The sequence below is a fragment of the Aeromonas sp. R4-1 genome, assembly GCF_040908325.1.
Lineage (GTDB): Bacteria > Pseudomonadota > Gammaproteobacteria > Enterobacterales > Aeromonadaceae > Aeromonas > Aeromonas veronii.
The window spans coordinates 1-21,815 of sequence record NZ_JBFODM010000031.1; the positions used below are offsets into that span (position 1 = coordinate 1).

The following is a 21,815-nucleotide window of genomic DNA, read 5'->3' on the forward strand; positions in this document are numbered from 1 at the left end:
TGGCGTTTGTCTGCTTTCGACTGTTTACACAATCGCAAGCTGACGAAAGAGTTGGTTGCGGGGGCCGGATTTGAACCGACGACCTTCGGGTTATGAGCCCGACGAGCTACCGAGCTGCTCCACCCCGCGTCCGAATTTTTTCTCGAAGTGGCCGAGCAGTAGCCAGTTCGATTTCTCCTTTCCCACCAACCGGTTACACCGGCTTGACTGGTCAGGATCTCAGATGGTTGCGGGGGCCAGATTTGAACTGACGACCTTCGGGTTATGAGCCCGACGAGCTACCGGGCTGCTCCACCCCGCGTCTGAGGTCGCCAATAATAGGCGCCAGCGCACAGATTGCAAGTAAATATCTCAAAAAAAGTTTATTCGTAGATTAATCGGACAAATAGTGCGGTCATTAGCAGCATCATGCTGTTTTTTCAGGCAATCGAGTCCTTGCCAAGCATCCGGCACTACACTCAATAAGATGAACACTCCTCATTTTGGGTAGGTAGAATATGCGCATCTCCGCCGGTCACTGCCGTCAGTTGGGGGCCACACCCGACAGTAACGGCGTCAACTTTGCGATCTGGGCACGCCTCGCCAGCCGGGTCGAACTGCTGCTCTTCGCGAGCGCAGACGATGCGACCCCCGAGGTGATCCCCCTCTCCCCGCGCCTTAACCGCACCGCCTACTACTGGCATATCCATGTGGAGGGGATCTCGGTCGGGCAACGTTACGCCTATCGCATTCAGGGCCCGTGGCGCCCATATGGCGGCACCCGCTTCGATGCCGAGAAGGTGTTGCTCGACCCTTACGGCCGCAGCATCGAGCTTGGCGCCAATTACGATCGATGGGCGGCGGCCCGTCCAGGCAGCAATCTGGCTTGTTGCGCCAAGAACAAGGTGGTCAATACTCGCCACTACGACTGGGAAGGAGACAAACTGCCCGCTCACTCCCTCTCCCGCTCGGTGATCTACGAGCTGCATCTGGGGGGCTTTACCAAGTCCCCGAGCTCCGGGGTCGATCCGGCGCTGCGTGGCACCTATCTCGGGCTGATTGAGAAGATCCCCTATCTGCAATCGCTCGGCGTCACCGCCGTCGAGCTGCTGCCGGTGTTCCAGTTCGATCCTCAGGATGCGCCCAAAGGACTCTCCAACTACTGGGGTTACAGCCCCATGTCCTTTTTCGCCCCCCACGCCCAATACGCCTGCGGCGATGATCCGCTGACCGAATTTCGCGACATGGTCAAGGCGCTGCACAAGGCCAATATCGAGGTGATCCTGGACGTGGTTTACAACCACACCGCCGAAGGGGGTGATGATGGCCCCACCTTCTCGTTTCGCGGCATCGACAACGAGGCCTACTACATCCTCGACAACAACCAGAAGGACACCAACTATTCGGGCTGCGGCAACACCTTCAACGGCGCTCATCCGGTGGTGCTGCGGATGATCATGGACAGCCTCCACTTCTGGCGTCAGGAGATGCACGTCGATGGCTTCCGCTTCGATTTGGCCGCCATTCTGTCGCGGGATGAATCGGGTCAGCCGCAGGCCAATGCCCCCACTCTACGCACCATAGATACCGACCCCAACATCGCCGACATCAAGCTGATTGCCGAAGCCTGGGACGCGGGGGGGCTCTATCAGGTGGGGTCACTGGCCGGCGCCCGCTGGCGTGAGTGGAACGGCCAGTTCCGGGATGATGTGCGCCGCTTTCTGCGCGGGGATGACAACAGCGTCACCGCCTTTGTCGAGCGGCTGTGCGGCAGCCCCGACATCTACCACTATCACCACGCCGATCCCGAGAAGAGTATCAACTTCGTCACCTGTCACGACGGTTTTACTCTGTGGGACTGGGCCAGTTACAACAGCAAGCACAACGAGGCCAACGGGGAGGAGAACCGTGACGGCTGCGATCATAACTTCAGCTGGAACCACGGCCATGAAGGGGTAACGGAAGATCCCCAGATCAACGCCCTGCGGATGCGCCAGGCCAAAAACATGATGGTAGCGACCCTGCTCTCGGTGGGGTCCCCCATGCTGCTGATGGGAGACGAGCTGCTGCGCACCCAACGGGGCAACAACAACGGCTACTGCCAGGACAATGCCACCTGCTGGATGAACTGGCTGCCCAATGCCCGCAGTCAGGAGATGTTCCGCTTTATGAAGGAGCTGATCCAGTACCGTAAACACCTGTTCCAGCGCCCGGAGCAGGAGAGCATGCCGCTGTCGCTCACCGAGATCCTGCGCCACAGCGAGATCTGCTGGCATGGGGTCAACGCCGGGCAACCGGATTTCAGCCCCCACTCCCACGCCATCGCCATGTCGGCGCTGTCGAGCGAAACCAAGCTGGCGCTCTATGTGCTGTTCAACGCCTACTGGGAGCCCCTCACCTTCAACCTGCCGAGCCCCCCCAAGGGGGTCGGCGGCTACTGGCGGCGGATCCTCGATACCGCCCTCCCCTCGCCGCAGGATATCTGCACCTTCGGCATGCCGCTGGAGGGATTGACCCGGGAGTATCTCGCCCAGCCGCGCAGCAGTTGCCTCTTTATCTGCGGGGCAGACGATTTCTATTGATCGATTGCTGTGAATTGATAGCAGCGATACCTGCAAGCCAGATATGCAAAAGCCCCGAGTGTTGGCTCGGGGCTTTCTCTATTTCAGCGCCAGTGTCAGATCAGCTGGTGCAACACACTGGTGGCGGCGATCTGGGCGATCAGCAGGCCACACAGGGAGGTGGAGACCACCACTGGCGCGGTATCACGCTGCAAGTAGAGCGGGCTGAACCAGAGCAACAGAGAGGCCACCAGCAGCGCTGCCTGGGTCACCACCGCCGGGATCAGGGCATCGAGATTGGCCTCACCCCCTTGCCAGCCCACCAGCACGGCCAGCCAAACAAGGCTGGCCATCGCCCCCACCAGACCGGCCAGCGGCAACAGGGTGTTGAATGCCTTGAGACGATGACGGGCCCGCAGCAGCATCAAGTGGGCAAAGGCCGCCCCCAGCATCGCCATCTGCAGCAAACCGCTCACCCAGCCCTGCAGTTGCAGCAGCCCGATGCCATAGACAGCGAGCGGCAACGCCGGTAGCCAGAGCAGTGTCGAGGGGACTGAACGCTTGCCCTCCAGCCGTGACTGGGCCAGCGACAAGCCAACCCCGAGCACCAGTGCAGCCCCACCACTCCAGATGAGCCAGCTGGCCGCCTTGGCCTCTACCGCCAGCATCAGAGAGAGCGCGGTAATAACCCAGATGGAGAAGAGCTGCTGAGTGATGCGCGAGCGCTGGCCAGGGCAGATATCACCGCGCCACAGCACGATACCGAGGGCGATCAGGGCGCCAAGCGCCATCAATCCGGTGAGGGGAAAGAGCCAAAAAGGGAGTTGGACGAACACGACGCCTCCAGCAGTAAAGATTCGAGGTGCGCCACCGGGGCGCCAGAGAGGGGCGAGTATACCCAAACCGGCGGCTATCCCCAATCGCGACAAACAATCGTGGGCAAACAATCAGGGGCAATTTGCCGCCAGCAGGGCCCACCTTGAAGGGCGCCCTGCTGGCAGCCATGCCCATAGTGACGGGATGCGGTGGTGGCGTTAGCCCTGACCGCGGGCCAGCGCAACCACCCGGGCAAACATCTGGCGGATCACCGGCGGAATATGCTCGGCGCCGAGCCGCTCCGCCTCTTCCACCACCGCCAGCGCCATTCCCGGCTTGCTACGGTGATGGATAGCCTTGTTGATGATGTGACTGGCGCTCCACATGGCGCGCCCGCCCACCCCGGCCTCTCGGCGAAACACAGCTTCAAAACCGTTGTGATAGAGGTAGTGCTCGATGTCGGCGGCAGGGAGCTGGGTCAGTCGGTCCCGCTCCCGCTCTCCCTTGAGCTGGCCCCGGGCCGAGGTGGCATACTTAAGCCCCGCCTCGTCACCATCGGTCAGCAAGTGCCACTCGATGCCAAAATCTCGCGCCACCTTGATGAGCGGCGACTGGCCGCACTGGGCAAACTCGATGATCCGCACCCCCTCGGCCCGCAGACTGTAACCGCAGATCTGGGCCAGCTCGGAGAGCAGCCAGATCTCGGTCTCCCCCTCCACCAGCAGCCAGCAACGGGCAAACAGCGACATGGGGCGATTGATCCGCACGTGGAAGGCGATCTTGCGCAGATCGTCGCTGCTGTAACGCTCGCCCCCCAGCTGGTGACAGAGGATATCCTGCTGACGGCGCACCAGTCGTCGCACCTGATTGAGCGGCAGGGAAGAGAGCAGATCTCCCGAGTTGGTGGTGAGCAGCTTCTGACCCGGCAGTTGTTCCAGCAGCCCCCACGCCAGCGCCAGCATGGTCGGGTGCAGCCGACTCTCCGGGTCCTCCAGGATCATGATGGGACGGGCCCCCTCCTCCAGCTCCCGGTTGCCCCGCGCTTGCAGCAGGGTGGCCGCCATCCCGGCCATCGCCAGCTGCAGCGCGCGGTTATCGGCGCGACGCAGCAGGGTATGCAGGTTGCCCGGATTGCGCAATGTCATGGGGCGATTGATGATATCGCGCTGACTGCGCGGCTTGTTCTTGATGGGGGCCAGGGCGTTGAAGTAGTGATCCATCAGCTGGCGCACCGCCTGCAACGCCTCTTTGAGCTCCGGCTCGCCGATCCGCTGGGGTTCGTCGATGAGCTTGTCCGCCAGCTCGTTCAGGCGATGCTCGGAGAGATCTCCCCACGGCAACGTCTCCACCCCGTTGCGGGCGGTGCGGGCATCGCGCAGGCGAAAGACCGGGTTCATGGTGATGAGCATGCAGACAAGCTCGTGGGTATTGGCGATAGGCAAGCTCTTGCCTACCCCGTCGAGAAAGTCGTGAATGGTGAGCACAGAGCCATCCGCCTGCAGCTCGGCGCTGGCGCGATAGTGAATGCGGTGGAATTTGTCCTTGTGCAGCACCCAGGAGGGGCAAAGACGGGCCAGCCGACGGGAGTGCTGACACATCTGGGGTCTGTGCTCACTGAAGGTGAGCACCAGTTGCAGGTGTCGCGCCGGGGCCAATTCGGGATCTTCCGGTTGGTGAAAATCCTCGGCAGTGAACTGATAGGGCTCGGCATCCTGCCCCAGCAAACACCAGAGGGCGCGCAGCAGGCTCGATTTACCCCAGGTATTCTCGCCGATCAGCACTGTGGTCTGATCCAGCCCGAGCGACAGGCGATTTATACCGCGAAAACCTTTGACTTCAATACGTTCCAGAAACATCCAGCCATGTCCACATCATTGTGATGGGGCAATAGTGGCAAAGTTACCGGAAAAATCCTATCGCAGGCGGGGCTTTTTCAACGTGAACTGTGAGGCACTGCAGGTTCGGGAGGGGTCACAACAGCGGTGCGATCTTGCGGGGCATTCCAGTGGCTGAACCAGAGATGACGGGTACGGATTTGACGTTTGCGATAATTCAATGGGCATTCCTTTCAATGGATAAGTGGTAGAGAGTACACCTCTTTTGCCCAAAGTCTCAGGGTTATCTGTGACGGGAAGATGACAATTGTGCCCGCCACTGCCCCGGCGTCAAACCAAACGCCTCGCGAAAACGATTGCCGAAATGGGCCTGGGAAGAGAAGCCACACTGACTGGCGATACTGGCCAGCGGCTCGGGGCCGGCCAACAGCTGCTTGGCCCGTTTGAGCCGCAGCCCAAGCAGATAGCGGTGGGGCGGGCAACCGAGACTCTGGCCGAACATGCGGGCGAAGTGGTACTCGCTCAGCCCCGCCTGCTGCGCCAGCTCTGCCAGCGTGACCGAATCGGCCAGATGGGCCTGCAGATACTCCTGCACCCGCTTTATCACCACCGGCGCCAGCCCGCCGCGCAGAGGCGGCAAACCGGGAGCCTCCTCGGTGTGGTGGCGGTAGGCGTGGAGGATCAACATCCAGGCGCCGTGTGAAAGCGCCAGCCGATCGACCCCGTGCTGCCACTGCAGTTGCATCAACTGGCGCTGCACAAGCCCGGCCGCCTGCGGATCGTCGATAAAGGTCTTGTCCACCAGTTGCAGGTGGCGCCCCTCCTTGTCACACACCTCCTCGGCGATACGAGTGAGGTGAGTCGGGGTGAAGTAGAGATGAAAGAAGCGAAACTCTTCGCGCACCAGCCACTCGGATCTGTGGTGATCCGGCATGATGCACACCTTGCCGGTGCCGCCGTGGCCACCCGGCCCATCGAGTCGCTCGGTCTGCTCGCCTCCTTGCAGATAGACGCTCAGGGTGTGGTGGCCCGGCTTGTGATAGCGGGTCTGGTCATAGCAGTTGCGCCAACTGGCGACGCCAAGCCCGGGTTCGAGCCAGCAGGCGTCCTCCAGCCGGGCGCCGGTGCTGACCAGTGCATCAAATACCCCTGCTGTTTTCATTCGCCCCTGCCGCCTGTTCAGGTGTACGTATTATGCCGCTGCCATCCATCTTACCGACCACGCCCACAGATGACAGCGCAGGGCGATGAAAAACCGCAAGATGGTGCAATCCAGCCATCAGAGCTCGCCCCATAGTGGGTCATCTCTCCCTGACTCTCCGGAACTGTGATGAATCTGATGCTCTATCTTGCCACCGTGCTTATCTGGGGCAGCACCTGGATTGCCATCGCCTGGCAACTTGGCCCCATCCCCATCGAGGTCTCGGTGCTCTATCGCTTCCTGCTGGCAGCGGTGGCACTGTTTGCTCTGCTCACCGCCAGCGGCCGCTTTCCGCGCCTGCCGTGGCATGGCCAGCGCTATGCGGCGCTGCTCGGTGCCCTGCTCTTTTCCACCAACTTTCTCTGCTTCTACCACGCCACACGCTATATCCCGAGCGGCATGTCGGCGGTGATCTTCGCCAGTGCCAGCATCTTCAACGGCATCAACCTCTGGTTGTTCGAGCGCAAGCGCCCCACCCTGCGCTGGTTGCAAGGCTCCTTGCTGGGGCTCTTTGGCACCCTGTTACTGTTCTGGCCGGTGCTGGCAGATGCGCAATTGGGTGCAAACGGCTGGAAGGGGCTGCTGCTCGCCTGTTGCGGCACCCTCTGCTTTTCGCTGGGCAATCTGGTCTCGGCCCGGGGCCAACGCCACGGCTACCACGTACTGCAACTGGTGCCCTGGGGCATGGTTTACGGCGTGGTGCTGTTGCTGGGCTGGGTCATATTGCTCGGGCAGCAACTGATGGTGCCAACCGATGGCCACTATCTGGCGGCCATGGTCTACCTCGCCCTGTTTGGCTCGGTGATCGCTTTTACCGCCTACCTGACGCTGGTGGGGCGCATCGGTGCCAGCAAGGCCTCCTACGCCACCGTGCTCTTTCCGCTGGTGGCGCTTACCCTCTCCACCTTTTATGAAGGCTTTGTCTGGCAGCCGGTCTCGGTGGCCGGGGTGGTGGTGAGCCTCATCGGCAATCTGGTGATCTTCGCGCCGCCCTTGAGCGAATGGCGCATTCGACCGGCCAAGGCAGCAAACGACCCTTGCTCCTGAGCCAGTCAGCCCCTAAGGTAGCGCTGCTCAATCTGTGACGATCCTGATGGCGATAAACAAGGGGGCGAGATGTTACTGGAAGGGCTGGAGACGCTGAGCCTGCTGGCAAGTGAAAGAACCATGGCCAAGGTGGCCAGTCGCCTCTATATCAGCCAGTCGGCAGTGAGCAAGCGGATTGCCCAGCTGGAGCAGCGCCTTGGCAAGAAGCTGATCGAGCCGGAGGGGCGCCAGATCCGGCTCACCCCGCAGGCGCAGGAGCTGCTTGAGCGAGTGGCGCCGAGTCTGGCCGAAATGAAGGGGGTGCTTGCCGATAGTCAGGATCTGACGGATCAGAGCCCCCTCCCCATCGCCTGCTCCGAAACCCTGCTGGCCGGTTATCTCGCCCACTTTATGCGCGACTATCTGGAGCGCGATCCCCACCTTGCCCTCTCTACCCACCACACGCCGGTCATTCTGGCGCGGGTGCGCAGCGGTGATGCCCTGCTCGGCATCTGCGCCGGTCGGCTCCCACCCGGCCATGGCCTCGGCGCCGATCTGCTACTGGAAGAGCCCTTTTATCTGGTGGGCGAGGCGCAGCAGAGCCTGCCGCCAGCCAGCGCAGAAAGCAGGCGCAAGATCCTCACCATGGATCTGGAGAACCCCTCCAACCGCTACCTGCGCGAACCGCTGGCAGATATGGGATTGGAGCCCACCATGGAGCTCGACTCCTATCTGGCGCTCATCGAACTCGCCAAGGCAGGCATTGGCCCTGTGCTGCTCCCCGCTGGCCTGCTGGGGCTGGTGGGAGAACAGGGGGAGATGGCCCGCCCACTGCCCGGGCTGGGCCGCCCCCTGCATCTGGTCTACCGGCCAAACAGCCTAAAGCGCGAGCGCATTGCCCGGCTGGTGAGCGCCCTGCACCAACACTTTCGCCACCGCAGCGACACGCCGCGCTAGCGCTGTAAAACACCAGATGTGACAACGGGGCCCTTGGGCCCCGTTAACAATTGCGATGCGGCAAGCAAGGCGCACATCAGATCCAGGCAAACAGCTCCGGATACTGGCTCCAGACCAACTTGGCAGACATCAGCAAGGAGACGGTCACCAGCAGCGGCTTGATCAGCTTCACTCCTTTTTTCAACACCATCTTGGAGCCAAAGCGGGCGCCGATAAACTGCCCCAACGCCATGCAAAAACCGACACTCCACACCACCTTGCCACCAAGAGCAAAGAACAGCAGGGAGGCAATATTCGAGGTGAAGTTGAGCAGCTTGGTATGGGCGGTGGCGCGCGCCATGCCAAAGCCCGCCAGCGCCACGAAACCGATGGCAAAAAACGAACCTGTGCCCGGCCCGAAGAAGCCGTCATAAAAGCCGACACCGCCCCCCACCAGCAGCGCAAACAGCATGGGAGTCAGACGGCGGGAGCTCTCGGCATCGCTTACCCGCGGCGAAAAGTAGAAGTAGCAGGCAAAGGCCATCAGCAGGAAAGGGAGCAGGCGCTCGAGAATGGCGGCGTCTATGGTCTGCACCGCCAGCGTGCCGATGGCCGCACCGATAAAGGTGCAGATCACCGCAGGCCAGATCATGGCCCACTCCAGCAGCCCCTTGCGGGCATAGAACCAGGTGGCGGAGAAGGAGCCAAAACTGCTCTGCAGCTTGTTGGTACCGAGCACCAGCGCGGGCGGCATGCCGGTGGCAAGCAACGCTGGCACCGTCAGCAGGCCGCCGCCACCGGCGATGGCATCGATAAAGCCGGCGACAAGCGCCACACCAAACAGGGCAAACAGGGTAACCAGTTCCAATTCCATCCATAGACCTCACGAGAGTGGGTTGCCCGAAGGGGCCGGGCAACCGGAGATAACCAAAACGACGTTGTGCGGGGGGGCTGCACAGGCTGTCCGCTATCCTAGCGGGCCCCTGAACATGAATCTAACGAAACAGTGGCAGCCAATTGATTCCTGATTTTCATTAATTTGAGCGGCCATGCCCCTGCCCCCCTTCAGAGGGCCAGTTAGCAAGCCGTTGAAGCGACCTTCGCTTCCTTGATGGCCGCCAGCGCCTCACAGAGATGATCCTCATCGGCACCGGGGAAACGGCTGACCCGCCCGGCCATGTAGCGGCTGCTGAACAGATTGAACCAGTGCTGCAGTGCCTGCCCCGCTTTGAGCTCCCCCGCCACTTCCAGCACGCAGGCCGCCACTTCGGCGGTGCAGAGGTGCTCATCGCAGTTGGCCACCCGCATACCGTAGGTGGAGAGCGTATCGGGTTTGATGGCGAGCACCGGAAAACCGTCGAGATAGGGGCTCTTGTTGAACATCTTGCGCGCCTCCGGCCAGGTGCCGTCGAGCAGGATAAAGAGCGGTTTTTTACCCGGTGCCAGCGTCACCTCGCCGGTCAGGCGGGCAGGCTCCTTCTCGCAAGCGGGAAAGACCACATAGGGCTGCCAGACGGGATCGGCCAGCAGGGCCAGCAACTCGGGATGGGGCTGGGTACGTGACCAGAGAAACGCCCAGGTGGTATCCGGCAACACATCGGCGATCAGGCGACCGGTGTTGGAGGGCTTCATCGGCTCGCTATCATACATCAGCAGGCAGAAACCGGCCTCCGCTTTGAGCTCGGGGCGCCACTCGCAGGCACACCAATCCTCGCGCAGCTGACAGGCCGGACAGCGAGCCAGGGTGCCGCCACGGGCAAGAAACGGTCGGGTAGAGATACTCTTGCGCCAGGCCCGCAGGCGGTTGACGGCGTGATCAGGAACAGGCTTCATCTAGGTTCACAACTGGAGTCAAAACAGGAACGGCAGCGGTGCCAACATGTCATGGCGCCACAGGGCGCGATAACAGGGGGGCTGCCGGAAAAGGGCAAGATTGTACCCAGTTACGTGCTGGCGGAACAGCAATCCCTGCCCCTTTCGCCAGACACAGTGCCAACTCCTATTGCCTTACGACTCCTGACAGCTGCGCAGCAGCTCCAGCAGCAGGCTGCCGTCGCGCAGCGCCTTGTGCACCTGCACCGAGGTGGGCTTGGTGGGATCTTCGTAGAAGTGGGTGGATTCGATCTGCAGCCGCACCAGATATTCGGCCGGCAACTGGCTGGCCAGCGACTGATGCAACATGGGGAAGAGCAGCCGATCGGCACGGGTGATCTCGCCCCCCAGCAGCAGCTTGCCCGGATTGAGCAGGCAGATGAGGTTGGAGAGCACCCGCGACAGGCGCCCCGCCGCCTGATGGAGAATGTCCTGACAGAGGCTGTTGCCAGCCAGCGCCAGCTCGCACAGCTCGCGAATGGTGACACTCTCGGGCAAGTCGTGCTCCTGCATCCGCTCGCGCAGATCCCGGTATTGCGCCTCCAGCGCCTGATTGGTCACCAGGGTGCAGGCACAGCCAAAGCCGCCGCAGTAGCAGCGCTGGCCATAGGGCTCGAGCTGCAGGTGACTGAGATCTCCGAGCAGCGCATTTTCACTCTCGATGAGCTGGCCATTGACCACCATGCCGACCCCGATGTCGTTGTGGACAAACACCAGCACCGCATCGGCACAATTTTTGGCGGCACCCCACTCCCGCTCGGCCTGGATCCAGGTGCGCACGTCACCGCTCACCAGCACAGGTACCGAGAACGCCTGTTGCAGAGTCGGGCCAAGGGGCCAGTTGCGCAGATCGTAGAAGGGGAAGTGCTTGACCATACCGGAGTGGCGCTCTACCTGACCCGGCAGACAGAGGGCGATACAGGCCAGACTGAGAGATTTTCTCGGCAAAAACACCTTGATGGCGTGTACCAGACTGCCCAGCAGATCGGCGCGCTCCTCCTCGGTAAAGAGGTGGCGCTGGCGGGCCAGCGAACGGCCGGAAAAGTCAAACAGCGCCATATCCACGTAGCCACGGCCAAGACGCATGGAGAGAAACTGGAAGCGGCGTTCGTTGATGCGCAGCAAGGTCTGACGACGGCCGCGCCCCACCGAACTTTCACCACAGGTGACCACCAGACCTCCATCGAGCAATTCCCGGGTGATCTTGGTGATACTGGCTGGCGAGAGACCGGTCAGGCGGGAGAGATCGGTGCGCGACAGCTCCTTGTGCTCTTCCAGGCTGGCATAGACCAGGCCGTAGTTGAGCTGCCGGATCAAATCGATACTACCTTTCACGATCTCATTCATAGGGTATGGGGCAAAGGCTGAAAAAAAGAGGCTGGCAATTTTCACACATTATTGGTCAATCCCCAAATAAAGTGCGGCCTGAACCGGGGGTCAGGCCGCATCTTGTGGTTGCCGTCACGGACCATTGCAAGATCAATAACGGAATTGCGACACCAGTTTGCGCAATTTGTCGCCGGTATTGGCCAGATCGCGGGTGGTACTGTTGGACTCCACCGCCGCGCTGGTCAGCTCGCTAACAATCTGCTGAATGGCCACCAGGTTCTTGTTGATCTCCTCCGATACCGCGTGCTGCTCCTCGGCGGCGGTGGCGATCTGGATGTTCATGTCGTTGATGGTACTGACCGCCATCACCATGCTGTCGAGGGAGCTGGCGATATGGCTCGCCTCCTGCACCGTCTCCTGGCTGCGATCCTCGCTCGCCTGCATCACCTCCACCGCCTGCTTCACCCCGCCCTGCAGACGTTGCAGCATCTCGTTGATCTCTTTGGTGCTCTGCTGGGTACGACCGGCCAGCGAACGCACTTCGTCCGCCACCACCGCAAAGCCCCGCCCCTGCTCACCGGCGCGGGCCGCCTCAATGGCAGCGTTCAGCGCCAGCAGGTTGGTCTGTTCGGCAATGCCGCGAATGACCTCCACCACCGAGCCAATCTTGGCGGTCTCTTGCGCCAATTGTTCGATTACGCCGGAGGCAGTATGCACCTCCCCTACCAGCCGGTTGATACTGTTGATGGCCCCGCTCACCACCCCTCGGGCAGCGTCCGATTCACGGGCCGCATCGCTGGTTGCTGTCGCGGCATTGGAGGCACTGGCCGCCACCTCCTGCGCGGTGGAGCTCATCTCGGTCACCGCTGTGACCACCTGATCGGTCTCGCGACTGTGACCCTGCATCTGATGGTCATAGTGCTCGCTCAAATGGTGCAACTTGTCGACCGCGCTAAAGAGGTGGTTGCTGGTCTCGCCCACCTGACTTACCACCGACTGGATCCGCTCGACAAAGCGGTTGAAAGCGCTGGCCAGTTGGCCAATCTCGTCCTGGCTTTGCACCTTGAGGCGCTGGGTCAGATCCCCGTCACCGTTGGCGATATCGTTCAATGCCAGCACCGCATCCGCCAGCGGCTTGGTAACCCGGTTGCCCACAATGACGGTCGCCGCCAGAGTGATACCGAGGATCAACAGGATCACCAGCACACTGCTCTGCAACGAGGCATGCATATTGCTCTCGCGCTCTGCCCGAAGGGCTGCCAGCTCGTTATCGATATCATCGATATAAAAACCGGTGCCAATGGCCCACTGGTATTTGTCCAGCACCAGAGTAAAGGCCAGCTTGGGAGCATCGCGCCCGATGGAGGGCTTGGCCGTCCAGTATTCGGTAAAACCATCCCCCTGACGAGCCGACTTGAGGATCTCCTGGATCAGCAACTTGCCCTTGGCATCCTTGTCGTTCCAGCGGTTTTTCCCCTCCAGCTCGGTACGCACCGGCAGCAGTATGGTGTTACCCTCGAAGTCATAGACAAAGAAGTAGCCATCACTGCTGTAACGCAGCGGCCTGAGCAACTCTTTGACCTTTTGACGATTTTCCGGAGAATCCGGCAGAGAATACACGGCATCGACAGCGGTTTTGGCCATCATGATGTAACTGCTGAGCAGCGCTTTACGCTCCTTGATGGCATTTTCCCTCGCCACCACCAGATCAGACTCCAGATCACTCTTGGAGACCATGTAGTTACTGAGATTGACCACTAGGGCCATCAGCAGCACGGGTACTGCACCCAGTAACAGGATTTTCTGCTTTAGCGTCATCTTTCACATCCTTGCAGCTGTTTTTATTGGAATTCCTTGCTTACTCATCAGTATAGGTGCTGGCAGGGCGAGCCCAGCTTTCGTTACAATTCCCTTAAACAAATCGGCCAGAACGTGAAAATCATGAATCTTTGTCCTTGCGGCTCAACCCTTTCTCTCGAATTGTGCTGTGGCTCACGTCACAGTGGCGCTGTGGCTGACACCCCGGAACAGCTGATGCGCTCGCGCTACAGCGCTTTTGTGCTTGGTCTGGGGGAATATCTGGTCCATAGCTGGCACCCGGCCCACCTTGGCGGTCTCACCGCCGAAGAGCTTTCACGCATCGACACCCGCTGGGATGGTCTCGAGATCATCGCCAGCCAGGGCGGCCCGAAGGATGAAACCGGGATGGTGGAGTTCAAAGCCTGGTTTCTGGAAGGAGATGAGCGCCACTGCCTCCATGAGCGCTCCCGCTTCGTGCGTTATCAGGGCCGCTGGGTCTACACCGAGGGAGAGCAGGATCCGGCGCCCCTCAAGGCGGGACGCAACGATCCCTGCCCCTGTGGCAGCGGCAAAAAGCACAAGAAGTGCTGCGGCTGACCCATAACACACCCACCAGACTCGTCAAACAGTGACAAGGGGCATCCGATGCCCCTTTTTTGTGCCTGCCATTCACCACCCGCCCATCAACCGATGCGATAACAAGCGTGACAAATGTCACAGAATGCTCATTAACGCGCGAGCAAATGAGCGTTTGCGAACGCAAATTTGGCCCATATCAAACATTTCCACTCAGAAGTAGGCCACACTGGCCTCATCTGGAAGAGATGAGACGGGCAACAATGAAAAGAATAACTACACAAGTCGTCATCATAGGCGGCGGTGCCACAGGGGCCGGCATCATGCGCGATTGCGCACTGCGCGGCATCGACTGCATCCTGCTCGAGCGCGATGATATCGCCGCCGGCACCACCGGCCGCAACCACGGCCTGCTTCACTCCGGTGCCCGCTACGCGGTGACGGATCAGGAGTCCGCCCGCGAATGCATCCAGGAAAACCGCATCCTCAAGCGGATTGCCAGCCACTGTGTCGAGGACACGGGCGGCCTCTTCCTCACCCTGCCGGAAGATGACATCAATTTCCAAACCACCTTTATGGATGCCTGCGCCCTGGCCGGTATCGAAACTCGCCAACTTGATCCCGGTGAAGCCCTGCGCATGGAGCCCAACGCCAACCCGGCGATGATCGGCGCCATCCATGTGCCGGATGGCACGGTCGATCCGTTCCGCCTCGCCGCCGCCAACGTGCTGGACGCGAAAGAGCACGGCGCCCGCATTTTCACCCACTGCAAGGTGCTGGGGCTGCTGCGCACGCAAGATCGGGTACACGGGGTCAAGGCGATCAATACCCGCACCGGCGAAGCGTTCGAGGTGGAGTGTCAGGAGGTGATCAACGCCGCCGGCATCTGGGGCCAGCAAATTTGCGAATACGCCGATCTCGGCATCCGCATGTTCCCGGCCAAGGGCTCCCTGCTCATCATGGATTACCGGATCAACCAGCTGGTGCTCAACCGCGCCCGCAAACCGGCGGATGCGGACATTCTGGTGCCGGGCGATACCATCTCCCTCATCGGCACCACCTCCAGTCGCATCGATTACAACAAGATTGACCAGCTCACCGTCGAACCCGAAGAGGTCGAAGTGTTGCTGCGCGAAGGTATCAAGCTCGCTCCCATCATGGCGCGCACCCGCCTGCTGCGCGCCTACGCCGGGGTGCGCCCGCTGGTAGCGGTGGACGGTGACGACACCGGCCGCAACATCAGTCGCGGCATAGTGCTGCTGGATCACGCCGAGCGTGACGGCCTCAAGGGCTTCAACACCATCACCGGCGGCAAGCTGATGACCTACCGCCTGATGGCGGAGTGGGCCACCGATCTGCTGGCCAAGAAACTCGGCAACAGCAAACCCTGCCAAACCGCCGAACTGAGCCTGCCCGGTTCGCGGGATCCGGAAAAGGTCTCCGCCCCCGGTCTCTCGGTGCCGGTCGAAGGCTCAGCCCAATACCGCCACGGCGAGCGGGTCATCGCCTTCTTCCGTGACAATCCCAAGGCCAACGCCCTGATCTGCGAGTGCGAAATGGTCACCGCGGGTGAAATCGAATACGCCCTGCGCGAGCTGGATGTGGACAACCTCATCGACCTGCGCCGCCGCACCCGTCTGGGAATGGGGCCCTGCCAGGGCGAGCTGTGCGCCTACCGCGCCGCCGGTCTGATGCAGGAGTATGGCAAAGCTGACGGCCGTCAGGCCTGCGTCATGCTGCGCCAGTTCCTGGAGGAGCGCTACAAGGGGACCCGCCCCGTCCTGTGGGGTGATGCCCTGCGCGAGGCCGAGTTCACCTACTGGATCTACGAAGGGCTGTTTGGTCTGGGGGAATGGACGGCGCCGCAGCTGGTCGCCGATACCCCACGCGACCCAACCAGCGAGACCACTCACAAGGAGAGCCGTCATGAAGTTTGACAATATCGTTATCGGCGGTGGCATGGCGGGACTCTCGGCAGCCCTGCGGCTGGTGGAGGCAGGCCAGAAGACCCTGCTGATGGCCTCCGGCCAGAGTGCCCTGCACTTCTCCTCCGGCTCGGTCGATCTGCTCGAAAGCGAGGGAGATCCCCGCGCCGCCTTGCCCGCCTTTATGGCTGCCCATCCGGATCACCCCTACAGCAAAGTAGGAATGCAAAATATCGAAGCGAGTCTGGCCGATCTGCAGCGCCACTGCGCCGAACAGGGATTGCCGCTGGTTCGCCACGAGACCAACCACCAGCGCCTGACCCCCATCGGTACCCTCAAGCGCACCTGGCTCTCCCCCGATACCTGCGCCTGTGTCACCGATGCGCCGATCCCGGACGTGCTGTTGCTGGCCACCCTTGAGGGCTTTCGCGACTTTCATCCGGCACTGGCGGCCGCCAATCTGGCGACCCATCCGCGCTTTGCCCACTGCCGCATTCTGACCGGCGAAATCCGCCTGCCCCAGCTGGCGGAATTCAGCCGCAATCCCCACGAGTTTCGCTCAGCCGATATCGCGCGCCTGTGTGACAAACACCATCTGGTAGCGGACCTGGCCCGCGAGATCAGCCGCATGGTGCAGGAGAGCGGCGTACCCGGCTGCCGCCATATCGTGCTGCCCGCCTGCCTGTCGCTGGGGCTGGTTGGCCCGCGTCTGGCGGAGCTGGAACAGCGTACCGGCTGCACCATCAAGGAGGTGGCCACCATGCCGCCGTCTCTGATCGGAATGAGAATGCAGGAGGCGCTCAAGCGCCGCTTTATGGCCCTTGGCGGCACCTTCCTCACCAGCGAGCGGGTGCTGGGCGCCCGCTACGAAGGTGACCGGGTGGTCGGCGTACATACCCAGAATGGCGATGATCAGCTGTTCGAAGCGGACAACTTCGTGCTTGCCTCCGGCAGCTTCTTCAGCCGCGGGCTGGAGTCCCGTCTGCGTGGCATTCGCGAACCCATCTTCGATGCCGATGTGTTGAGTCTGGAGGAGCGTGATGCCTGGGCCGGTCGCCGCCTGTTCGATCACCACCCTTTCATGGGCTTCGGGGTCAAGACCGACGACAAGCTCAGAGTGCTGCGTGGCGGCAAGCCGCTCGCCAACCTCTATGGCGCGGGCAGTGTCTTGGCCCATTACGACCCAATTCGTGAAGGTTCCGGCTCCGGCGTTGCCGTTGCCACCGGCTGGCAGGCCGCCGGTCACATTTTGAGTTCAGCCCAATGATGATTTTGTCCCATATCCCGTGCCTTCACACCCTACGGGAGGAGAACTGACATGCTACTGGATCACGCCAACCAAACTTTCGATCAGTGCATCAAATGCACCGTCTGTACCGCCTACTGCCCAGTGGCCAAGGCTAACCCCGCCTACCCCGGCCCGAAACAGGCGGGCCCGGATGGCGAGCGGCTGCGGATCAAGAGCCCGGAGCTCTTTGACAGCGCCCTCAAGCACTGCACCAACTGCAAGCGCTGCGAAGTAGCCTGCCCGAGCGGGGTGCGCATCGGTGACATCATCGCCAAGGCCAAGCATCAGTACAGCGGTTTCAAACCGGGGATCCGCGAGTTCGTGCTCTCCCACACCGATCTGATGGGCAGCATGTCTACCCTGATGGCGCCGGTGGTCAACTTCACTACCGGCCTCAAGCCGATGAAGCTGGTGCTGGACAAGGCGCTGGGTGTCTCATCCCACCGCGATCTGCCCAAATACTCCCAGGGCACCTTCCGCGGCTGGTACAAGAAGCAGAAAAAGACTCAGGCCAGCTTTGCGCGGCAGATCGCCTACTTCCACGGCTGCTATGTCAACTACAACCACCCGCAGCTTGGCAAGGAGCTGGTACAGGTGCTCAACGCAATGAACATCGGCGTGCAGCTGCTTGAACGGGAGAAGTGCTGCGGCGTGCCACTGATTGCCAACGGCTTTATGGACAAGGCCAAGCAGCAGGCGGCCTTCAATATCAAGCAGATGGAGAACTCCCTGCTGGGCAACGAGATGCCGCTGCTGGCCACCTCCTCCACCTGCGGCTTTACCCTGCGCGATGAATATCCCCACCTGCTGGAGCAGGACAACCACAAGGTGCGGGATCGCATCTCGCTGGTGACCCGCTTCCTGTGGAACGAGTTCTACAAGGGCAACAAACCGGCGATGAAGCCGCTCAATCTGCACATCGCCTACCACACCCCCTGCCACATGGAAAAAATGGGGGGCGTCATCTACACCCTCGAATTGCTGCGCGCCATTCCCGGAGTCAAGGTGACGGTGCTGGAGTCCCAGTGCTGCGGCATCGCCGGCACCTACGGCTTCAAGTCCGAAAACTACCAGACCAGCCAGACCATCGGCGAGGGGCTGTTTGATCAAATCAACCGCCTCTCCCCCGATCTGGTGATCACCGATTGCGAGACCTGCAAATGGCAGATCGAGATGAGCACCAGCTTCCGCTGCGAGCATCCCATTCATCTGCTGGCCCAGGCTCTGGCATAAGATGAGCGTGACCATATCCGCTGGTGTAAACCCCGAAGCCGGGGTATTCGTTGGTTCACCACCATGCCTTTGGGGCTGCAACCCAAACAGTATCTGATCACGATAAGACCTGAGAGGAGCCGGCATTGCCGGCTTCTCTCATTGATGTTGCCGACCATCTCGCCCATCGGCGGAACGCCCGGCCCGTACAGACTGTAACCGACAGCCCTCTCAAAAAAAAGAATATTTATTCATTTGTTATTTTTGTACCCATAAATAGATAATTGATATGACAGATAACCCTGCATGCCTTGCCAAATAACACAGGCATACCTCAGGTGTCGCTCCGTCCCGCCACAGAGACTCATTACACTTCCAATATTCTGACTTTCTTAATAATTTAACCGGGATCTCATTTCTGTCTGTTGGTGCTCTCGGTAATTGATCTAGCGCAAGCCCCCCTCTGATAAATCATCATTATTTTTACCCATTTGGTAATATCCAGCTCGAGCAATCGCATAAAAACATGGGTTTTATTCACTAATAACAATGAAGCGGCCTGCCTGCTCCTGCTTGGCGGGGGCGAACCAATGCCCACATACAGGATGGAACTGTCAGGTCTGGCAATGAGATCGATTAGGGAGTGATGATCGTGAGTTCACGCAACAGACAGATCAAGCTGGGCCTCGCCGCCCTGCTGCTGACTACCAGCCTTGGCACCAGCGGCTGGGCACAGGCAGCCGATGAGACGCAACCCAAAGGCAAGATCGAGGCGCGCAGCGAGCTGTTCGCCAAGGATCACGCCGATCAGTTCACCAGCTGGCAAGCCACCAGCGAAAGCAAGGAGCGCACCGACGCGCTGGCGGAAGATCCCAATATGGTGGTGCTGTGGGGCGGTTACCCCTTCGCCAAGGATTACAACAAGCCGCGGGGCCACTTCTATGCGCTGACCGATGTGCGCGAAACCCTGCGTACCGGCGCCCCGAAAACAGCCGAAGATGGCCCCCTGCCGATGGCCTGCTGGAGCTGCAAAGGCCCGGATGTGGCCCGCGTCATCGACGAAAGAGGCGAGGATGGCTACTTCAAGGGGATGTGGGCCAAGGGTGGGCCAGAAGTAGTCAACACAATCGGCTGCGCCGACTGCCACGACACCGCCTCGAAGGAGTTCAAGGAGGGTAAACCGGCCCTGCACCTCTCCCGTCCCTATGCCGATCGGGCCATGACCGCCATCGGCAAGCCGTTCAAGGATCAGGGGCGCTTTGATCAGCAGTCCCAGGTGTGCGGCCAGTGCCACGTGGAATACTACTTCAGCGGCCCCACCAAGGCGGTCAAATTCCCCTGGGACAAGGGCACCACGGTTGAGCAGATGGAGGCCTATTACGATGAAATCGGCTTTGCCGACTGGACCCATGCCCTCTCCAAAACCCCCATGCTGAAAGCCCAGCATCCCGAGTACGAAACCTGGCGCGCAGGCATCCACGGCCAGAACAACGTCGCCTGTGTCGACTGCCACATGCCCAAGGTGCAGAACGAACAGGGCAAGGTCTATACGGATCACAAGGTGGGCAACCCCTTCGATCGTTTCGAACAAACCTGCCGCAACTGTCACACCCAGAGCAAGGAGATGCTGCAAGGGATCGTCAAGCAGCGCAAAGAGGCGGTAATAGAGACCAAGCTGAAGGTCGAGAAGCAGCTGGTACACGCCCACTTTGAAGCCAAGGCGGCCTGGGATGCCGGCGCCACCGAGGCAGAGATGAAGGATATTCTGCAGGACATCCGTCACGCCCAGTGGCGCTGGGACTACGCCATCGCCTCCCACGGAGTGCAGATGCACGCCCCCGAAGTGGCACTCAAGGTACTTGGCAGCGCGTTGGATAAAGCCGCTGACGCCCGCACCAAGCTGGCGCGCCTGTTGGCCAGCAAGGGGATCAGCCACGAAATCGCCATCCCCGACATCTCCACCAAGGAGAAAGCGCAAGCGGCTCTTGGCATGGATATGAAGCAGTTCAACAGCGACAAGGCCCAGTTCCTCAAGACCACGGTCCCCGCCTGGGATGCCGAGGCCAAAGCGGCCGGACGGCTGGCACAGTAACGGCGCCTGCGGGTCCGGCGCCAAGTCGGGCCCGCAGCGGATGGAGGCTTCCTATGGGTGATTTAACGATGGATTTTTTACGACTGATGCTGATGGCAGCCATGCTGCTCACCAGCCTGCAGGGTCAGGCGGCCGAGCCGGCAGCAGCCCCTGTACCAGCTACACATGAGGTGGAATTTTTACGCAATCCCGACAAGGCCTGCACCGACTGTCACAAGGAGCAGAGCGAGGGAATGCACGGCAAGCATGGTCAGGCGACCAATCCCAACAACCTGGCACCTGTCACCTGCACCAACTGCCACGGCCAGCCCTCCCCCCAGCACAGGGAAGGGGTCAAAGATGTGATGCGCTTTAGCCACAGCCTGAAGGATAAAGAGAGCATCAAGCTTTATCCCATCAGCGAGCAGAATGGAGTCTGCATGAGTTGCCACGAGCCCAAACCGCTTCGCGAGGCGCTCTGGGCCCACGACGTGCACGCCACCAAGCTCACCTGCACCAGCTGTCACCAGTTGCATCCGGCCAAGGAGCCCATGGTGGGGATCCCGGAAAAATCCCGCATCAAGCTCTGTGTCGACTGCCACAGCAAGCAGCATGAGGCCAGCAAGGCCCGGCAGGAGCAGTCCAAACCGGCTACCGGCAAGGAGGCATCATGAGCTGCTCTCGCCGTGACTTTATGGCGGGCATGGGCGCGGGGGCCCTTATCATGATGACGGGGCCGACTCGCTCCCTTGCCACACCCCTCGCCCACAGCCAGACCATCGACGGGATACGCTATGGCATGATCCACGATGAGACGGCCTGCATCGGCTGCACCGCCTGCATGGATGCCTGCCGGGAGGTCAACAAAGTGCCGGAAGGGGTCTCGCGCCTCGAGATCATCCGCTCAGGTCCCATCGGTGAATTTCCCGACGCCGAGTACCGCTTCTTTCGCAAGTCCTGCCAGCACTGCGACAACGCCCCCTGCGTCCACGTCTGCCCGACCGGCGCCTCCCATATTCGCAAGGAGGATGGCATCGTCGATGTCGACGCGGATCTCTGCGTCGGCTGCATGTATTGCCTCGCCGCCTGCCCCTATCAGGTGCGCTTTATCAACCCGGTCACCCGAGTGGCGGACAAATGCGACTTTTGCCGCAAGACCAACCTGGCGGCGGGCAAGGAGCCAGTCTGCGTGGAATCCTGCCCCACCAAGGCACTGGTGTTCGGCAATCTGGATGATCCGGACAGCCCCATCGCCAAACGGCTGGTGAAGGAGACCACCTATCGCTACAAGCAGGCGCTCGGCACCTCACCCAAGATGTACCGCGTGCCCAAAGGGGAGATAAAGTCATGACGATGCAAGAGGCATTTCACTTCCCTTCCCTCGTGTG

General features: G+C 61.0%; 17 protein-coding genes and 2 tRNA genes. 10 read left to right on the forward strand and 9 right to left on the reverse strand.

What is annotated here, in order from left to right:
- Positions 1-52: 52 nt before the first annotated feature.
- Together AB5Y90_RS03885 and AB5Y90_RS03890 are read right to left on the reverse strand one after the other, a co-directional pair.
- Positions 53-129 (reverse strand) — tRNA-Met (locus tag AB5Y90_RS03885).
- A 95-nt stretch (positions 130-224) separates the two neighbouring features.
- A tRNA-Met gene (locus AB5Y90_RS03890) sits at positions 225-301 on the reverse strand.
- Between the two features lie 196 nt (positions 302-497).
- Here AB5Y90_RS03890 and glgX point away from each other — a divergent pair.
- A complete protein-coding gene (glgX, locus tag AB5Y90_RS03895; protein WP_307895000.1) occupies positions 498-2,561 on the forward strand; it encodes a glycogen debranching protein GlgX in 2,064 nt (687 codons plus the stop codon).
- Positions 2,562-2,656: 95 nt separating this feature from the next.
- On the opposite strand, the gene AB5Y90_RS03900 is transcribed toward glgX, so the two are convergent.
- The 3 genes from AB5Y90_RS03900 to AB5Y90_RS03910 form a co-directional block, all read right to left on the reverse strand.
- Positions 2,657-3,376 carry a hypothetical protein gene (locus AB5Y90_RS03900; RefSeq protein ID WP_307895001.1) on the reverse strand — a complete coding sequence of 240 codons (720 nt, stop codon included), beginning with the start codon at positions 3,374-3,376 and terminating at the stop codon, positions 2,657-2,659.
- 198 nt (positions 3,377-3,574) lie between these two features.
- A complete protein-coding gene (locus tag AB5Y90_RS03905) occupies positions 3,575-5,212 on the reverse strand; it encodes an ATP-dependent endonuclease (protein ID WP_307895003.1) in 1,638 nt (545 codons plus the stop codon).
- Between the two features lie 262 nt (positions 5,213-5,474).
- Positions 5,475-6,353, reverse strand: a complete 879-nt coding sequence (locus tag AB5Y90_RS03910; RefSeq protein ID WP_139746712.1) for a helix-turn-helix domain-containing protein — start codon at positions 6,351-6,353, stop codon at positions 5,475-5,477.
- A 168-nt stretch (positions 6,354-6,521) separates the two neighbouring features.
- On the opposite strand from AB5Y90_RS03910, the gene AB5Y90_RS03915 reads away from it, so the two are divergent.
- Positions 6,522-7,439 carry a DMT family transporter gene (locus tag AB5Y90_RS03915; protein ID WP_307895004.1) on the forward strand — a complete coding sequence of 306 codons (918 nt, stop codon included), beginning with the start codon at positions 6,522-6,524 and terminating at the stop codon, positions 7,437-7,439.
- Positions 7,440-7,508: 69 nt separating this feature from the next.
- The gene (locus AB5Y90_RS03920) at positions 7,509-8,375 is read left to right on the forward strand and encodes a LysR family transcriptional regulator (protein WP_307895005.1); all 867 of its coding nucleotides are present in this window, start codon (positions 7,509-7,511) and stop codon (positions 8,373-8,375) included.
- Positions 8,376-8,451: 76 nt separating this feature from the next.
- Here AB5Y90_RS03920 and AB5Y90_RS03925 read toward each other — a convergent pair whose 3' ends face one another.
- The 4 genes from AB5Y90_RS03925 to AB5Y90_RS03940 all read right to left on the reverse strand — a co-directional run bounded on the left by AB5Y90_RS03925 (position 8,452) and on the right by AB5Y90_RS03940 (position 13,373).
- Entirely contained in the window at positions 8,452-9,228 is a 777-nt protein-coding gene (locus tag AB5Y90_RS03925; protein ID WP_005333472.1) for a TSUP family transporter, read from the reverse strand.
- Between the two features lie 203 nt (positions 9,229-9,431).
- Entirely contained in the window at positions 9,432-10,187 is a 756-nt protein-coding gene (locus AB5Y90_RS03930) for a tRNA-uridine aminocarboxypropyltransferase (RefSeq protein ID WP_307895006.1), read from the reverse strand.
- A gap of 174 nt (positions 10,188-10,361) precedes the next feature.
- Positions 10,362-11,573 carry an ROK family transcriptional regulator gene (locus AB5Y90_RS03935; protein WP_158112498.1) on the reverse strand — a complete coding sequence of 404 codons (1,212 nt, stop codon included), beginning with the start codon at positions 11,571-11,573 and terminating at the stop codon, positions 10,362-10,364.
- A 132-nt stretch (positions 11,574-11,705) separates the two neighbouring features.
- Positions 11,706-13,373 carry a methyl-accepting chemotaxis protein gene (locus AB5Y90_RS03940; protein ID WP_100645734.1) on the reverse strand — a complete coding sequence of 556 codons (1,668 nt, stop codon included), beginning with the start codon at positions 13,371-13,373 and terminating at the stop codon, positions 11,706-11,708.
- Positions 13,374-13,496: 123 nt separating this feature from the next.
- Between AB5Y90_RS03940 and AB5Y90_RS03945 the strand changes: the two genes are divergently transcribed.
- From AB5Y90_RS03945 to nrfC, 7 genes are all read left to right on the forward strand, one after another.
- Positions 13,497-13,952, forward strand: coding sequence for a YchJ family protein (locus tag AB5Y90_RS03945; RefSeq protein WP_158111132.1), 456 nt, complete (start codon positions 13,497-13,499; stop codon positions 13,950-13,952).
- A gap of 242 nt (positions 13,953-14,194) precedes the next feature.
- On the forward strand, positions 14,195-15,868 hold the full coding sequence (gene glpA, locus AB5Y90_RS03950) for an anaerobic glycerol-3-phosphate dehydrogenase subunit A (protein ID WP_069555955.1): 1,674 nt from the start codon (positions 14,195-14,197) through the stop codon (positions 15,866-15,868).
- On the forward strand, positions 15,858-17,123 hold the full coding sequence (gene glpB / locus AB5Y90_RS03955; protein WP_307895007.1) for a glycerol-3-phosphate dehydrogenase subunit GlpB: 1,266 nt from the start codon (positions 15,858-15,860) through the stop codon (positions 17,121-17,123). Before glpA ends, glpB begins: the two co-directional genes overlap by 11 nt.
- Before the next feature lie 51 nt (positions 17,124-17,174).
- The gene (gene glpC / locus AB5Y90_RS03960) at positions 17,175-18,377 is read left to right on the forward strand and encodes an anaerobic glycerol-3-phosphate dehydrogenase subunit GlpC (RefSeq protein WP_307895008.1); all 1,203 of its coding nucleotides are present in this window, start codon (positions 17,175-17,177) and stop codon (positions 18,375-18,377) included.
- 625 nt (positions 18,378-19,002) lie between these two features.
- Positions 19,003-20,448: an ammonia-forming nitrite reductase cytochrome c552 subunit gene (gene nrfA, locus AB5Y90_RS03965; RefSeq protein WP_307895009.1), complete on the forward strand. Its 1,446-nt coding sequence runs from the start codon at positions 19,003-19,005 to the stop codon at positions 20,446-20,448.
- Positions 20,449-20,501: 53 nt separating this feature from the next.
- Positions 20,502-21,101 (forward strand): cytochrome c nitrite reductase pentaheme subunit, encoded by a 600-nt coding sequence (nrfB, locus tag AB5Y90_RS03970; RefSeq protein WP_159163725.1) that lies wholly within the window; start codon positions 20,502-20,504, stop codon positions 21,099-21,101.
- Positions 21,098-21,778, forward strand: a complete 681-nt coding sequence (gene nrfC / locus AB5Y90_RS03975; RefSeq protein ID WP_307895010.1) for a cytochrome c nitrite reductase Fe-S protein — start codon at positions 21,098-21,100, stop codon at positions 21,776-21,778. The genes nrfB and nrfC overlap by 4 nt, the downstream gene beginning before the upstream one ends.
- Positions 21,779-21,815 lie beyond the last annotated feature (37 nt).